The 15,825-nt window shown below is 70.9% G+C and carries 11 protein-coding genes; 2 read left to right on the top strand and 9 right to left on the bottom strand.

What is annotated here, in order from left to right:
* Nucleotides 1–43 precede the first annotated feature (43 nt).
* The 7 genes from glgP to D7I47_RS10405 all read right to left on the bottom strand — a co-directional run bounded on the left by glgP (nt 44) and on the right by D7I47_RS10405 (nt 8,423).
* A complete protein-coding gene (gene glgP, locus D7I47_RS10435; protein ID WP_120762983.1) occupies nt 44–2,599 on the bottom strand; it encodes an alpha-glucan family phosphorylase in 2,556 nt (851 codons plus the stop codon).
* A 62-nt stretch (nt 2,600–2,661) separates the two neighbouring features.
* The gene (locus D7I47_RS10430; RefSeq protein ID WP_120762982.1) at nt 2,662–3,579 is read right to left on the bottom strand and encodes a hypothetical protein; all 918 of its coding nucleotides are present in this window, start codon (nt 3,577–3,579) and stop codon (nt 2,662–2,664) included.
* Nucleotides 3,580–3,595: 16 nt separating this feature from the next.
* Nucleotides 3,596–4,222, bottom strand: coding sequence for a signal peptidase I (locus D7I47_RS10425; protein ID WP_157981701.1), 627 nt, complete (start codon nt 4,220–4,222; stop codon nt 3,596–3,598).
* Nucleotides 4,219–4,932, bottom strand: a complete 714-nt coding sequence (locus tag D7I47_RS14775) for an LPXTG cell wall anchor domain-containing protein (RefSeq protein WP_157981700.1) — start codon at nt 4,930–4,932, stop codon at nt 4,219–4,221. Before D7I47_RS14775 ends, D7I47_RS10425 begins: the two co-directional genes overlap by 4 nt.
* Entirely contained in the window at nt 4,932–7,208 is a 2,277-nt protein-coding gene (locus tag D7I47_RS10415) for a DUF11 domain-containing protein (protein WP_120762980.1), read from the bottom strand. The genes D7I47_RS14775 and D7I47_RS10415 overlap by 1 nt, the downstream gene beginning before the upstream one ends.
* Entirely contained in the window at nt 7,205–7,783 is a 579-nt protein-coding gene (locus tag D7I47_RS10410) for a TasA family protein (RefSeq protein WP_120762979.1), read from the bottom strand. The genes D7I47_RS10415 and D7I47_RS10410 overlap by 4 nt, the downstream gene beginning before the upstream one ends.
* Before the next feature lie 82 nt (nt 7,784–7,865).
* Nucleotides 7,866–8,423, bottom strand: a complete 558-nt coding sequence (locus tag D7I47_RS10405) for an alternate-type signal peptide domain-containing protein (RefSeq protein WP_157981699.1) — start codon at nt 8,421–8,423, stop codon at nt 7,866–7,868.
* A gap of 463 nt (nt 8,424–8,886) precedes the next feature.
* Here D7I47_RS10405 and D7I47_RS10400 point away from each other — a divergent pair, with 463 nt between their 5' ends.
* Together D7I47_RS10400 and glgB are read left to right on the top strand one after the other, a co-directional pair.
* Nucleotides 8,887–10,845 carry an alpha-1,4-glucan--maltose-1-phosphate maltosyltransferase gene (locus D7I47_RS10400; protein WP_405083452.1) on the top strand — a complete coding sequence of 653 codons (1,959 nt, stop codon included), beginning with the start codon at nt 8,887–8,889 and terminating at the stop codon, nt 10,843–10,845.
* A gap of 1 nt (nt 10,846) precedes the next feature.
* Nucleotides 10,847–13,048, top strand: coding sequence for a 1,4-alpha-glucan branching protein GlgB (glgB, locus tag D7I47_RS10395; RefSeq protein ID WP_120762976.1), 2,202 nt, complete (start codon nt 10,847–10,849; stop codon nt 13,046–13,048).
* An 85-nt stretch (nt 13,049–13,133) separates the two neighbouring features.
* Here glgB and D7I47_RS10390 read toward each other — a convergent pair whose 3' ends face one another.
* Nucleotides 13,134–14,054 carry a tetratricopeptide repeat protein gene (locus D7I47_RS10390; protein WP_120762975.1) on the bottom strand — a complete coding sequence of 307 codons (921 nt, stop codon included), beginning with the start codon at nt 14,052–14,054 and terminating at the stop codon, nt 13,134–13,136.
* Nucleotides 14,055–14,059: 5 nt separating this feature from the next.
* Nucleotides 14,060–15,784, bottom strand: a complete 1,725-nt coding sequence (locus D7I47_RS10385) for a hypothetical protein (RefSeq protein WP_120762974.1) — start codon at nt 15,782–15,784, stop codon at nt 14,060–14,062.
* Nucleotides 15,785–15,825: the final 41 nt, after the last annotated feature.

The following is a 15,825-nucleotide window of genomic DNA, read 5'->3' as shown; positions in this document are numbered from 1 at the left end:
CTGTGTCGGGCGCTATCCGACCGGGCGCTATCCGGCGAGGGCGCTATCCGGCGAGGGCGACGAGGCCGAGCTCGGCGTCGGAGGCGAGCAGCGGGTTCCGCGGCACGATGCGCACCGTGTAGCCGAAACCGCCGGCCCGCGCGAAGCGCACCGACCCGGTGTAGACGGCGGGCTTGCCGAGGTCGTAGCTCTCGAGCTCGAGCGGCAGCACCTGCGGGTCGGCGAGCTCCTCGCCGGAGCGGGGCCGCCCGTGCACGAGCTCGACCGCGACATCCGTCGGCGCGAGGTCGCCGAGCTCGACGAAGGCGCGCACGTGCAGCTCCTCCCCCACGTGCGGCGAGGCGTCGACCCCGCCCGACTCGACGTGCGCCACATGCACCTCGGGCCACGCGGCGCGCACCTTCGCGGTCCATGCGGCGAGCTCGCGGGCCGCGCCGGCATCCGCGGAGGTCATCGCCTGCTCGGCGGCGGCGGCCGGCAGGTAGAGGCGCTCGACGTACTCGCGCACCATGCGGTCGGCCGACAGCGCGGGCGACAGCGTCGCGAGGGTGTGGCGGATGTCGCCCACCCAGGCGCCCGGCACCCCGTCGGCCCCGCGGTCGTAGAAGCGCGGGGCGATCTGGTGCTCGATGAGGTCGTACATGGCGGCCGCCTCGAGCGCGTCGCGCTCCGCGGCGTCCCCCGCCGAGTCGGCGGAGGGGATCGCCCAGCCGTTGCCCTCGTCGTGGAACTCGGCCCACCAGCCGTCGAGGATCGACAGGTTGAGCGAGCCGTTGAGCGCCGCCTTCATGCCGGAGGTGCCGCACGCCTCGAGCGGCCGCAGCGGGTTGTTGAGCCACACGTCGCATCCGGGGTAGAGCTTCTGCGCCATGCCGATGTCGTAGTCGGGCAGGAACACGATGCGTTCGCGCACATCCGGCTCCTGCGAGAACTCGACGAGCAGCTGGATGAGGCGCTTGCCCCCGTCGTCGGCCGGATGCGACTTGCCGGCCACGACGAGCTGCACGGGCCGCTCGGGGTCGGTGAGCAGGGCGCGGAGGCGGTCCGGATCCTGCAGCATGAGGGTGAGGCGCTTGTAGGTGGGCACCCGGCGGGCGAAGCCGATCGTGAGCACGTCGGGCGAGAGCAGCTCGCGGTACCACGGCGGCGCGGGCACGCCGGGGTTCTGCTCGTCCCACGCGTTCGTCATGCGGGTGCGTGCGTCGGCCACGAGCTGCGCGCGGAGGCTGCCGCGCAGCGCCCACAGCTCGGCGTCGGTGACGGCATCCGAGGTCCAGTCGCACGCTGTGGCGTCGCTCGTGCCGAGGCGGGATGCGGCGAGCGCGCGCACCTGGGGGTCGGTCCAGGTGGCGGGGTGCACGCCGTTGGTGATGGAGGTGATGGGCACCTCGCCGGGGTCGAAGCCGGGCCACAGCGCGCCGAACATGTGGCGGCTGACCTCGCCGTGCAGCTTCGAGACGCCGTTCGCGCGCTGGGCGAGCCGCAGCCCCATGACCGCCATGTTGAAGGTGTCGGGGGTGCCGCCCGCGTAGTCCTCGGCGCCGAGCGCGAGCACGTCCTGCACGTCGACGCCCGGCAGCAGGTCCGTGGAGAAGTAGCGTTCGACGAGCGGGGCGTCGAAGCGGTCGATGCCGGCCGCGACGGGCGTGTGGGTCGTGAAGACGGTGCCCGCGCGCACCACCTCGAGTGCCTCGGCGAACGAGAGCCCGTCGGCGACGAGCTCGCGGATGCGCTCGAGCCCGAGGAAGCCCGCGTGGCCCTCGTTGGTGTGGAAGACGGCGGGCTCGGGCAGCCCGGCGAGGCGCGTGTAGAGGCCGACCGCGCGGGCGCCGCCGATGCCGAGCAGCAGCTCCTGCAGCAGGCGGTGCTCGCCTCCGCCGCCGTACAGGCGGTCGGTGACGGTGCGCAGCTCCTCCGAGTTCTCGGGCACGTCGGTGTCGAGCAGCAGCAGGGTGACGCGGCCCACCGCGAGGCGCCAGATGCGTGCGGTGAGGGCCTTGCCGTCGGGCAGGGCGAGGATGACCTGCATCGCGGCGCCGTCCGGCCCGCGCAGCACGCTCATGGGCAGCCCGTCGGGGTCGAGCACGGGGTAGCTCTCGAGCTGCCAACCGTCGCGCGAGATGGCCTGACGGAAGTAGCCGGAACGGTAGAACAGGCCGACGCCGACGATCGGCACGCCGAGGTCGGAGGCCGACTTGAGGTGGTCGCCCGCGAGGATGCCGAGGCCGCCCGAGTACTGGGGAAGCGCATCCGCGATGCCGAACTCGGGCGAGAAGTAGGCGATCGTGGCGGGCGCGTCGGCGAGGCCCTGATACCAGCGCGGCTCGGAGAGGTAGGCGCGCAGCTCGTCGCGCTGCGCCTCCGCACGGGCGACGTACGCCTCGTCGGCCGCGAGCTCCGCGAGCCGGGCCGGTTCCACCTCGCCGAGCAGTCCGTACGGATCCTTGCCGAGCGCATCCCACAGCTCGGGCGCGATGTCGCGGAAGAGCTCCAGGGTGGGCTGGTGCCACGACCAACGCAGGTTCGCGGCGAGCTCCTCGAGCGGGGCGAGCGCCTCGGGCAGCACGGTGCGGACGGTGAACCGTCGGATGGCCTTCACCCGGCCAAGCCTAGGGGCGCCGGGTTACGGCCGGATGTCGCGCGCGGGCGTCTCGGCCGCGTTCACGCGCAGAAGATCAGCATGCTGCTGTGCCATTGGTTGGGGGTGACCGTGACGTCGCGGGTGGCGATGATCGTGCCGGGCCCCGCCAGACTCGAGTCGGTGTACATCCGCACCTGGACACGGAATGACCCGGCCGTGGAGAAGAGGGACGAGCCGACGTACTGCATCGTGCTCCAGTAGCTCGGGCTCCCCTGCACCTCGATGACGCTTCCCCCGCCGAGCGGAACGACGGACACCCGGTACTGCGTCGACGTCGGAACACCGGCCGGATTACTCCAGCTGATGATGGCGTTGTAGTTTCCATCCGCCTCAGCGCAGTTGGCGATGCTGCCGCCGACGTCCTGCGTGAACGCTCCACTCGCCGACGCCGTCCACGTACTGCCTGTCGTGGTTCCGGTGAGCTTGAGGGTGACGGTCGTCGACTGCCCGCCATAGGTGGCGGAGCTCCCGGTGAAGGTCGTCGCGGCGCACACGACGACCGAACCCGGAGCTGCCAGGCTGGTCGCACCGGTGGGGAGCGCGGGCGGGGCGGCGAGGGTGCCGGTGGTCGCCCCGCTGCCCGAGGTGCCGCAGCTGCCACCGCTGCGCACCCACAGGCTGAGGCTGATCTGACCGGCGAGCGCCGCGTTGGTCGTGGTCGTCGAGATCGACAGGGTCACCGGACCGGATCCGGTCGCCTGGATGCTGAGGGACGCGACGTAGGGGCCGAGGGACGCACTCGTGTAGCTCTTCGTGAGATCGGCGTAGCCGATCAGCGTCACGGCGGGATCTGCGACGCGCACCGTGCCGGTGGCCGTGGTCGTGGCCGACCAGAACGCCTGAGCGGAGACGTTGCCGATGAGGGTGAGCGCGATGACGGCTCCGAGCAGCGCCGCGAGGCGATACCGGAGTCCGGACCGGGGGGATCGGGATCTCATGACACGGGCAGGCAGGTCAGACCGGCGTGCCGGCCCTCCGCCGCCCGGAGACCTTCTCGCCCGCCGCGACGGCCTTGCGCTTCTTGGCCTTGTCGATCATCCCGGAGATGAGCATCCAGATCGCGAAGGCGAAAAGCCCGCCCGCGATCACGGGAACGACATACGCCCGAGCCTCGCCGTTGATCCAAGTGTTCACCCAACCGATGTAGGGCACCGAGTACCAGAGCCGACCCTGGATCTGCACCTCGCGGATCTCATCGGGGTCGGGTTGCGAGTTGTTGTCGCCCTGGAAGGTGAAGCTGTACTCGCCACCGGCGGTCTTGCTCACCGCGATGACGCGGTGGGTGACGACCGTCGCCTCGCCGGAGTGCAACTGGTAGGTGACGACGTCGCCGATCCGGATGTCGGAGGGCTCGACGGGGCGCGTAACGATGAGGGTGCCCGGGGGGAGCGTGGGCTCCATCGAACTCGTGAGCACGGTGAGCGGGGTGGCCCCCGTCGCGGCGGGCACGACGATGACCGCGGCGGCGAGTGCGAGCAGTGCGATGAGCACGGTGACGCTCAGGGACACCCGAAGGTACGCCCAGAGGCCCGCCTCCTTCTTCTGAGGGGCGGCGGTTGCCGGGATCGTCTCATCGCTCACGATCGACGAGTCTCCTTGTCCTGACGCTTGCGCCGCAAGACCGCGAACAGGGTACCCAGGCCGACGAGCCCGATCGCGACGAACGTGGCCGAGAGCACCTCGGTTCCGGTGTACGGCAGCGACGGCGCCGTCCCGCCCGCGTTGCCGCCTCCCCCGCCGGTCGCGAGCGAGGTGCAGCCGTTGTCGTCCGGGAAGGGCCCGGCGGCCCAGTCGTGCGCGGTCACGATGAAGCCGAGGGATGCGGTCTCACCCTGGGCGTCGCTGCCGCTGGTAGCGCTGCTCATCAGCACATCGAAGTCGACGCGCGCCGTGTCGCCTGCGGCGATGGTCTGCGGTTCGACCACGACCTTGCAGTCGGAGAGGCTGCCCAGAGTCGACGCGTAGGTGAACCCGTTCATGGTGGACGAGAGCGTCACCGCAGCGCCGAACGCCGGGGAGGGCACGACGAGGTCGGTCACGGCGACGCGCACGAGCGCCGAGGTGCCGCTCTGGTTGCGCACCCACAGCTGTCCGCTCATGGAGTCACCCGGCACGATGAGCGCCAGGTCGTCGAAGAGCTCGACCGAGGTGGTGGGTGCGAAGTTGACCCCGTCCGTGCTGACGACGATCTCGGGGGTCGCCGCCTGTGCTGATGGAGCACCCGCAAGCGGCCCGAGGCATGCCGTCATGACGAGCAGCACGACGGCCGTCAGCCGAATGATCCAACCCATCAGTACTCCGACACCAAGAACCGCTGCGCGGTCGCGGTCGCGTCGCAGTTCACCTGCAGCAGGGACGTGCCGTCCGCGGCAAGGCAGCGACCGGAGTTCCGGCTCTCGAACGTCACATAGAGCGCCCCCGTGGTGGCGTCTTTCACGACACCGATGTCCCAGCGGTAGCGGTCGTCGTAGAGCCAGTAGGGACGAGCGCTGCTCCAGGACGCGTCCTCCAGCACCACGGAGGCGTTGGCGGTCGTCGAACCGTTCGTCGACCACCGACGGTCCGAATTGTTCACCGGAGACAGCTGGGCCGAGTTGTACGAACCGGAGGTGAAGGTGAACCGCTGGTTGGTCGACGTCGAGCAGTCCTGCACCCGGAGTGCTGCGCCATCGCTCCCGTTCGCGCCGCCGACGCAACGCGTCGGCGTGGATCCGGGATAGGTGATGCGGTACTCGGTGCCCGCTCGGTACATGAAGACGCCGACCTCGGAGGTATCGGAGACGTTCCCAGCGGCGTCGACGGCGACGACGGTGTACCAGTTGACCGAGCTGGCGGACACGGCGGTATCGGTGTAGTTGGTCGTGCTCTGGTTCAGACTCGCGATCGGCGTCGTCGCACCGTTGCGATAGAGGCGATAGCCCGTCACGGCGACGTTGTCGCTCGATGCACTCCATGTGAGGTACACCTTGGTGACGTCATCTCGTCGTGCCGAGAAGCTTCCCGGAGCAGTCGGCTTCTCGGTGTCGACCGAGGTGTTGGTCACGGTGTCGTTCGACGCCACCGGGTCGTAGCTCGTGCTGGTGACACTGGCTGTGACCGAGTAGCTGGCGGCCGGACTCGTCGGGATCGTGCCCGTGACGGTCACGGTCCGCCCCTCGCCGGATGCGAGGGCACCGATCGTGCACGTGCCGGTCGTGCCGGACCGGCTGCAACCCGTCGTCGTGGTGGTCGTCCCCGTGTCACTCGACGTGCGTCTGATCGCTCCGGTGCCGAACGTCACTCCACTGGGAAGCGCGAGCGAGACGCTGACCCCGGTGGCGTCCTGCGGCCCGTTGTTCGTGATGCGGAAGCTCCACGTCGCTGATCCGGCCGCGAGCGTCGGCGTCGCCAGTACGCTCACGGCGATGTCTGCTCCGTTGGCGACGGTGATCGAGAGCGGCGCCCCGGTCACGCTGAGCGTCCAGGTGGGGATCGCCTCGTCGACGAACTCGACCGTCGGAGATTGGGTGATCGTCTGCCCCAGTGCACTGACCGCGATCACGGCGTCGTAGGTGACGGTGACAGGAGTACCGGGTGCCACGCGTCCGCCGGCCGACGAGGTCGCACCGGCGCCGATCCGGGCGACGATCGTGCGGGTTCCCGACACGTACTCGGCGAGGTCGTCGCCGACCGCGTCGGTGGCCGCGGTCGTGCCGACCTTGAGCGAGCCGGGCACGAGGGTGAGCCCCGCCGGGAGGACGATCTTCGCGACCGAGGATGCGGCGGCGGCTCCCCCCGAGTTGGCGACGGTGGTGACGTATCGCACGGTCTCGCCGACCCGGTACGTCGTGGTGCTACCCGTCGTCACGTTGGTGACGGCCGAGGTCGCTGTCACGCACGGGCCGGTGCCGAGACTGACGTCGTCGATGAGGTTGCCCTGCGACGCGTTGCCACCGCCCGTGGAGATCGAGGTCAGGCTCAGACGCGTCGTGGTCTGGCCGGAGGGCACGGTGTAGGAGCCGCTGTAGTAGACCCACGCGGTGTTGGTGGTGGTGAAGATCTGGGTGAGGGGTGTGGTCGTGATCGTCGTCGAGGTGGTGGCGTTGGTGCCGCCCGGACCGATGGTCAGCTTGACCTGGTCGCCCGTCGTGGCGCTGTCGCGGCCGCGGTGCCAGAAGCCCCAGCGCAGCACCTGGCCGGGCGTGGTGGTGACCTGCTGGTAGATCGTGGTCGGGTCCGTGCTGTTCAGCTCGATGTTCTGCGCGCCCGACGCGGGGAGGATCGGGCTGACGACGCTGCCCCGCCAGACCTCGGCAGCGCGAGACGTGCTCGACCCCGGAACCGTGGACGTCCAACTGGACAGCGTCGAAGCCTGCGTCCAGTTGTTGTCGGTGAGCGTGGGCGACGCGGTCTCGAAGCTCCCGTTCTGGAGAGTCACGATGTTGCTGCAGTTGGTCAGGACGGGGTTGGCGACGGCCACCTGGGTGGTCATGCCCGCGGAGGCGGTCCAGTAGGCGTAGGAGAGACTCGTCCCCGCCGCGACGAGGAACACGACGACGCCGAGCACTGCGGCGATGCGGCGGATCACGGATGCACCTGCTCGCCGTCGAGCGGGATCGTGAACTGCGCCGGAGGCTGACCGGCGACGCTGCCGGGCGCGCTCGAGGAGAGGGTCACGGTGACGCACACCTTCATCTGCCCACCGGCCGCGAGGGTCACACCGGAACCGAGTGCCGTTCCGAGGCCGGCGGTGCAGCTCGTGACGCCGTTGCCCACCAGCCCGACCTTGATGACGAGGTAGTCCTTCAGGGTGCCGGTCGTCGAGAACGAGGCCGCCCCCTGGGTGACCTTGAGGCTCGCGTCACCGGTGTTCTTGACCGTGAGCGGCGTGCTCGTGAAGACGGAGGCGCCGGGGACGAGCGCGGTGGCGTCGAGGCCTGCGATCGGATAGCTCGCCACGTTCTGGATGGTGAGATCCGCGGTGCCGGCGGTGATGGTTCCGGCGTTCAGCTGAGCGGAGCTGCTGAAGTAGGCGTAGGTGCCGCCCGCCGCGCCGAGGGCGATGACGATCGCGGCGGCGAAGGCGGCCACGGCACCGAAGACCGCACGAGTCGCGCGGCGAAGACGGGAGATGGGAGCGGGTGCCGCAAGATGCGCGGGCATGTGTCGCTCCCTTCGGGTGGGTCTGGGGGGTGGGGTGGTGCAGGGGCGCGCCGCTTCGGGTCTGCGGCGCGCCCCCGGGTTGTTACGGAACCTGCGTCAGGGTGATCGCCAGCGCGCTGAGGTCGACGACCTCGCCCTGGGTATCGTTGTCCACCTCATTGGTGCTGGGCGAGCTCACGTCACCGTCGAAGGCGAAGTCGAGCACGACGCGCACGGTGATCAGACGCTCGTTGTACGCCGAGGTCACCGTCGAGATGACCGCCGGGGTCGGAGTCGTGTCGTCGAGAACCGTGACGGTCGTGACGAGCTGGTCACCCCACTCTCCCTTGAGGATCGACGCGGCGTTCGCCGACACGGTCGCCTCGAGGTTGTCGCCAGTGGCGCCGACCTCGAACGACTCGATGTAGGTGAGCGAGTCACCGGGGACGACCAGGAAGTCGTTGGGGTCAATCTCGTCGTCGAGGTTGGACGACTGGAACCAGGCGCCGTCGTCGTTCGAGTCGATGGTGAGGGTACCGGCCGTGATGGTGCCGGCATCCGTCGTCGCCGAGTCGTTCCAGTAGGCGAGGGTGCCGGCGCCGCCGAGGAGCAGGACGATGCCCGCACCGGTGGCGATCGAGGCCTTGGTGAACTTGTTCATTTCATTTCCTTTCGGGTGGTGCGGTGTGCGCATGACGCAGGGCGCGCCGGAAGGCACGTCGAAACGTCGGGTTTGTCTGCCGGTCGGCGCCCTGCGCAGGCCGTCTTCGGGGCGTGGGCCTGGTTATCCCCCGCCCCTCAAATCTAGAGTCCCCCATAACGCGGACAAAGGGGACGCGCGGGCCCCACTGCGGGGGCCAGCACCGCATCCCCACGTTCTTCGGACATACCACCACGATCAGGGATTTTTCTCAAATCAAGCCGCCGTATGGCCGTTCCATAGCTTTCCGTCCGGGGTACAGTCGCAGGGGTTCACCCCCAGAGGGGGGACACGAGGACAGACATCCCCGTCTACGGCATCGGTTGTACCCCGTTCGCGCGCGGAGGCGCCGCACCGGACGCGGTACGGTCGGAGCGTGCCCACCGTCACCACCCCCGCCGCCGCGACGGAGCGAGCGGCGCGGATCGGTCGCATCCCGATCCGCCACCTCTCGCCGCAGCAGCCGGAGAACCGCTGGCCCGCCACGAGCTACCTCGGCGAGGTGGTGCCCTTCGAGGCGACGGTGTTCCGCGAGGGCCACGGCATCATCGGGGCCGAGCTGCTGCTCACCCACCCCGACGGCGCCGAGACCGTGCATCCCATGCGTCTCATCGGCGCCGGCACCGACCGCTGGCGGGCCGAGCTCGTCTCCGAGCAGCTCGGCCGGCACCGCTGGCGGGTGCGCGCCTTCAGCGACGACTGGGCGAGCTGGCTGCACGCCGCCACCATCAAGATCGGCGCGGGCGACGACCCCGAGCTGATCTTCGCCGCGGGCGCCGAACTGCTCGAGCGCATCGCCGGCAAGACCGCCGCGGATGCGCGCGCCGCGTTCCGGGATGCCGACTCCCCCGCCGCCGCCCGGCTGAAGGTGGCCACGGACCGCCGGCTCACGGCGCTCATCGCCCGCCACCCCATCCGCTCGCTCGTCACCGAGTCGGAGACGCTCGAGCTGGAGGTGCAGACCGCCCGTGCGGCCGTCGGCGCCTGGTACGAGTTCTTCCCGCGTTCGGAGGGCGCCAAGCGCCTCGCCGACGGCAGCTGGAAGTCGGGCACCCTCCGCACCGCCGCCAAGCGCCTGCCCGCCGTCGCGGCGATGGGCTTCGACGTCGTCTACCTGCCACCCATCCACCCGATCGGCCGCACGCACCGCAAGGGCCCGAACAACTCGACCGTCGCGGGCCCGCTCGACCCCGGCAGCCCGTGGGCGATCGGCGCCGCGGAGGGCGGGCACGACGCCATCCACCCCGAGCTCGGCACGCTCACCGACTTCCGCTACTTCGTGAAGCAGGCCGAGGCGAACGGACTCGAGATCGCCCTCGACCTCGCCCTGCAGGCCTCCCCCGACCACCCGTGGGTCGCCGAGCACCCCGAGTGGTTCACCCAGCGCCCGGACGGCTCGATCGCCTACGCCGAGAACCCGCCCAAGAAGTACCAGGACATCTACCCGATCAACTTCGACCGCGACCCCGACGGCATCCGTGCCGAGGTGCTGCGGATCGTGGAGCTGTGGATCTCGCGCGGCATCCGCATCTTCCGGGTAGACAACCCGCACACCAAGCCGCTCGACTTCTGGGAGTGGCTGCTCGGCGACGTCGCCGACCGGCATCCGGAGGTCGTGTTCCTCGCCGAGGCGTTCACGCGGCCCGCGATGCTGTACTCGCTCGCCGGCGCCGGCTTCCACCAGTCGTACAGCTACTTCACCTGGCGCAACACCAAGGAGGAGCTCACCGAGTTCCTCACCGAGATCGCGGGCGAGTCGGCCGACTACCTGCGCCCCAACCTCTTCGTCAACACCCCCGACATCCTCACCGAGTACCTGCAGTTCGGCGGGCCCGCGGCCTACAAGGTGCGCGCGGCGATCGCGGCCACCGGCTCGCCCAGCTGGGGCGTCTACGCCGGCTACGAGCTCTTCGAGGACGTCGCGCGTCCCGGCTCCGAGGAGAACATCGACAACGAGAAGTACGAGTACAAGCAGCGCGACTGGGCGGGCGCGGAGGCGGCGGGGCGCTCCCTCGCGCCGTACCTCACGATGCTCAACCGGGTGCGCGCCGAGCACCCCGCGCTGCGCCAGCTGCGGAACCTGCGCACGCACTGGTCCGACGACGACGCCGTGCTCGTCTACACGAAGCACCTCGACGGCGCGTTCACCGCGAGCGGCCGACCCGACACGCTCATCGTGGTCGCGAACCTCGACCCGCACTCGGTGCGCGAGACGATGGTGCACCTCGACCTCGAGGCGATCGGCCTGCAGCCGGGCGACACCTTCGCCGTGCGCGAGCTCGTGACGGGGGCACGCTGGACGTGGGGCTCCTCGAACTACGTGCGGCTCGACGCCTTCGTCGAGCCCGTGCACATCCTCGCCATCGATCCGAAAGGACGCTGACATGCCCGCGCGCCGCCCCACCCGATCCGGCTCCACCGGGAACAGCGACGGCGCGCTCCCCCCGCTCGACGCGGGACTCATCGCGAGCCTCGTCGAGGGGCGCCACCCGCGGCCGCACGACTGGCTGGGCGCGCACCCCCTGGAGGACGGATGGGTGATCCGCGCGCTGCGGCCCCTCGCGAGCTCGGTCACGGCCGTGCGCGCCGACGGCAGCGAGGTGGAGCTCGCGCACCTCGCCGACGGACTGTGGCAGGGCACCGCGCCCGGCGCCGGGCAGTCCTACGAGCTGATCGCACGCTACGCGGGCGCCCCCGACTGGCGCAGCGACGACCCCTACCGCTTCGTGCCGTCGATCGGCGAGATCGACCTGTTCCTGTGGGGCGAGGGGCGCCACGAACAGCTCTGGCACGTCTTCGGCGCGCACGTGAAGGAGCACGAGGGGGTCGCGGGCACCGGGTTCGTCGTCTGGGCGCCGCACGCGCAGGCCGTGCGCGTGATCGGCGACTTCAACTCCTGGGACGGCACCCGTCACGCCATGCGCCGCCTCGACGACCACGGCGTCTGGGAGCTGTTCGTGCCGGGCGTCGGCGCGGGCGGCATCTACAAGTTCGAGCTGCTCACCCCCGCGGGCACCTGGGTCAAGCGGGCGGACCCGATGGCCCGGTACACCGAGGTGCCCCCGTCGACCGGGTCGGTGGTCGGGCAGAGCGCCTACACGTGGGGCGACGGCGACTGGCTCGCGCGGCGGGCGGCATCCGACCCCCACCAGGGCGCGATGAGCGTCTACGAGCTGCACCTGGGGTCGTGGCGGCCGGGCCTCTCGTACCGGCAGGCCGCCGACGAGCTCATCGACTACGTGACGGGGCTCGGCTTCACGCACGTCGAGTTCCTGCCGCTCGCCGAGCACCCCTTCGGCGGCTCCTGGGGCTACCAGGTCACCGGCTACTACGCCCCGACGAGCCGCTTCGGGCATCCGGACGACTTCCGCTACCTCGTCGACCGCCTGCACCAGGCGGGCATCGGCGTCATCATGGACTGGGTTCCCGCCCACTTCCCGAAGGACGAGTGGGCGCTCGCCCGCTTCGACGGCGAGCCGCTCTACGAGCACTCCGACCCGCGCATCGGCGAGCATCCCGACTGGGGCACCCTGGTGTTCGACTTCGGCCGCTCGCAGGTGCGCAACTTCCTCGTCGCGAACGCGTTGTACTGGCTCGAGGAGTTCCACATCGACGGCCTGCGGGTGGATGCCGTCGCGAGCATGCTGTACCGGGACTACTCCCGCAAGGCGGGCGAGTGGGTGCCCAACATCCACGGCGGCCGCGAGAACCTCGAGGCGATCAGCTTCCTGCAGGAGGTCAACGCGACCGCCTACAAGCGCAACCCCGGCATCGTCATGATCGCCGAGGAGTCCACCTCCTGGCCGGGCGTCACGCATCCGACGGATGCGGGCGGGCTCGGTTTCGGGCTCAAGTGGAACATGGGCTGGATGCACGACTCGCTGCAGTACATCCACGAGGACCCGATGTGGCGGGCGGACCACCACGGCGACATCACCTTCTCGTTCCTGTACGCGTTCAGCGAGGCGTTCCTGTTGCCGATCAGCCACGACGAGGTCGTGCACGGCAAGGGTTCGCTGCTGTCGAAGATGCCGGGCGACCAGTGGCAGAAGCTCGCCAACGTGCGCGCCTACCTGTCGTTCATGTGGGCGCACCCCGGCAAGCAGCTGCTGTTCATGGGCTCCGAGTTCGGGCAGCCCTCCGAGTGGTCGGAGCAGCGCGGCCTCGACTGGTGGATCCTCGAGCAGCCCGTGCACCAGGCGCTGTCGCGGCTCGTCACGCAGTTGAACCGCGTCTACCGCGAGACGTCGGCCCTGTGGGACCAGGACGCCGACCCGGCCGGATTCCGGTGGATCACGAGCGACCCCGGCAACAACGTCGTCGCCTTCCTGCGGCGCGGCCGCGACGGCTCCGAGGTCGCGTGCATCGTCAACTTCGGCGGCAACCCGGTCGGCCCGTACCGCGTGGGCCTGCCGTCGACCGGCGACTGGGTCGAGCTGCTCAACTCCGACGCCGCCGAGTTCGGCGGCTCGGGCGTCGGCAACTACGGCCGCGTGACGGCGACCGCGACGCCCTGGCACGACCTCCCGGCCTCCGTCGAGCTCACCCTCCCCCCGCTCGCCGCCCTCTACCTCGTGCGGGGTTGATGTCAAACGCTGCAGCGGTCGGCCACCCGCGGCTCGGATTGCTGCCGCGCGGGGTCAACCGCTGCAGCGTTTGACCAGAAGACCGTCAGTAGAGGAGGGTCGTCAGACGGCGGCGGGCGGCGGCGACGCGCGGGTCGTCGGGGCCGGCGATCTCGAAGTAGTCGAGCAGGCGCGTGCGGATGCGGGTGCGGTCGTCGGCGGACGCCCCGGGGAACAGCTCGAGCAGCCGGTCGAAGGCGTCGTCGAGGTGCCCGCCGCTGACGTCGAGGTCGGCGACCGCGAGCTGGGCGTCGACGTCGTCGCGGCGGGCGGCGGCGGCATCCCGCACCTCGGCGGCGGTGCTGCCCGAGAGCCGGTCGAGCAGCGACACCTGCGCGAGCCCGGCCACCGCCAGCTGGTCGCGGGGGTTCTCGGTGAGGGCGGCGCGGTAGGCGGCGATCGCCGCCGGGTAGTCGCCGCGGTCGATCGCGTCGTAGGCCTCCTGGTGGCGCGGGGGCAGCGGCGGCTCCTCCGGCGCGGCCTGCTCGCCCTGCTCGTCGCCCGACCCGGCCGGAACGCTGCCGGTCACGCCGTTGTCGGCCGCGAGCTGGAGCAGCTCGTCGAACACCTGCCGCACCTCGGCATCCGAGGGGATGCCGAGGAACAGGTTCACCGGGCGCCCCGCGATCACCGCGGCGACGGCGGGCACCTCGCGCACCTGGAACGCCTGCGCGAGCTGCGGGCTCGTCGAGGCGTCGACGACGGCGAGCACGAGCCGGCCGCCGTACGACTCGACGACGGGGCCGAGCGCCGCCGACAGGCCCGGCGCGATGAACTCCACGACGACCGGCACACGGCTCGAGAGCTCGAGCACGCTCTGGAACCCGGCATCCGAGGCTTCGATGACGAGCGAGGAGGCCGAGGTGGGGGCCGCACCCGGCGCAGGCGTCGCGGGCGCGTTGGCCCGTCTCACGAGGGACGACAGGTCGACGGCGCCGCGCAGGCTCGAGGGGGGCAGATCGCTCACGGGCTCTACGCTACTTCGGCGGCGGCCACGAGTCCCTGTGTGAAGCCGAGCACGCGCACGGTCTGGTCGTCGGCCGTCACGGGCGGCACGTAGAACAGCACCTGCATGCCGTACTGCGCGCTGATGCCCTTCGTGGACGTCGTCTTGCCGGAGAGCGCCTTGACGGCCCCCGAGGGGTTGATCGCGGCACCCGCCTCGGCGGGGCGCACCGTCTCGGTCTCGCGCAGGTCGACGGCGACGATCGCGCCCGTGTCGTTGGTCGCGAACGCGTACGGCTCCTCGTCGCCCACCTGGCTCGTGAAGTCGACCGTGGCGGTCGAGAGGTCGGCCCGGCGTTGCGTCTTGTAGTCGGCGCCGAACTTCTCGCGCAGGATGTCGTTCTCGGCGTCGAAGTGGTCGGCGAACTCGGAGGCGTCGCCGTTGATGAGGATGTCGCCGTACTCGGCCGCCAGCTGGTCGGGCGTGTACGCGAGGAGCTTGTTGTCGGGGGCGAGTCGCGCCGAGCCGAGCTCGACGGGCGCCACCTCGGGAACCGACTGGGTGAGCCGCACGAGGTAGTGCACCTTGTACTGCTCGCGCGGCGAATCCTGCACGAACATGCCCGCGTACTCGGCGTCCGCGTCGCCCGGGACGGTCGCGAACACGACGCGCGGCCACTCGTGCCGCTGCTGCGGCAGGATCAGCTCCACCGTGCCCGTGGGGAACGCGGCGACGGCGGGGATCGCCGCATCGGTGCCGCGGGCCGTGTAGTTGGCGGTGCGGAGGGCGAGGGCCGGTCCCGCGAGGCGGGTCGCCGCGGCGGTCGCGTCGCGGGCCTCGTCGGCCGCCGTGACGGCCTCGGAGATCTCGGAGACGATGCGCGTGAACTGGCGCTCGGTGACGACGGGCGGATCGACCTCGGCGACCGCGGCATCCGTCGCGGCGGGGGTGGCGCTCGGCCCGAGGCTGCCGTCCGCGCTGCAGGCGGTGAGCGTGACGACCCCGACGAGCACGAGCGGCAGCGCGGTGAAGGCACGACGACGACCGCGCGAGACGGGTGCACCCGCGGCGATCGCGGGACGACGCGGCGCGGGCTTCAGCTGCGCCGGGCGCGGCGGCTTCGGCATCTTGGGGGTCTTGCGGCGCGGTCCGTGGCGACGGCGCGCGTGCACGAGCGCCCACAGCAGGGCGATGAGGCCCAGCAGCAGCGCGCCGATGCCGGCGACGATGAGCGGGCTCGACCACGGGGTGGAGTTGTCGAGCGGCCAGGTGACCGAGATCTCGCCCGGGGCGGCCGCGGTGCCGTCAGAGGCGATCAGCACCGAGACGTCGGCGGGCACGTTGATGTTGCGCACGAGCTCGTCCTCGCCGGAGAACTCCTGGATCCACAGGTCGCTGCCGGCGGGCGAGGGCGAGGTGGCCTCGCTGCCCGCGATCGTGTCGGCGACGAGTTCCTGCGTGTCGGCGTCGTAGCTGACCGCGGTCGACGAGGCGTCGCCCACCCAGGCCTGCACGTCATCCGTGCGCCCGTAGGCCATGAACACCGTGCCGCTCCCCGAGATCGAGATCATCTGGCGGCCGTCGTGGCTGTTGAGGCTCGCGCCGTCGAGCACGGTGAAGGGCGCCTGGGCGTCGACGTCGACGGTTGCCGTCAGGTGGTCGGGCCCCAGGAAGATGGTGCGCTGGGCCACGCCGAGGCCGATGGCGACGAAGGCGACGACGAACAGCACGATCGCGAGTACGAATCGCACGGATGAACTCCTCTCGAGCTGCCACGCGGGGTTTCCACGCG

The sequence above is a fragment of the Protaetiibacter intestinalis genome (genome assembly GCF_003627075.1).
Lineage (GTDB): Bacteria > Actinomycetota > Actinomycetes > Actinomycetales > Microbacteriaceae > Homoserinibacter > Homoserinibacter intestinalis.
Note: the sequence above shows the minus strand (reverse complement) of the source record. Positions and strands in the feature narration are given on the sequence as shown.

Coding starts and splice junctions, on each gene's coding strand:
- D7I47_RS10430 (WP_120762982.1), bottom strand. CDS start 3,579: ATGAGATCCCGATCCCCCCGGTCCGGACTCCGGTATCGCCTCGCGGCG.
- D7I47_RS14775 (WP_157981700.1), bottom strand. CDS start 4,932: ATGGGTTGGATCATTCGGCTGACGGCCGTCGTGCTGCTCGTCATGACG.
- D7I47_RS10410 (WP_120762979.1), bottom strand. CDS start 7,783: ATGCCCGCGCATCTTGCGGCACCCGCTCCCATCTCCCGTCTTCGCCGC.
- D7I47_RS10405 (WP_157981699.1), bottom strand. CDS start 8,423: ATGAACAAGTTCACCAAGGCCTCGATCGCCACCGGTGCGGGCATCGTC.
- glgB (WP_120762976.1), top strand. CDS start 10,847: ATGCCCGCGCGCCGCCCCACCCGATCCGGCTCCACCGGGAACAGCGAC.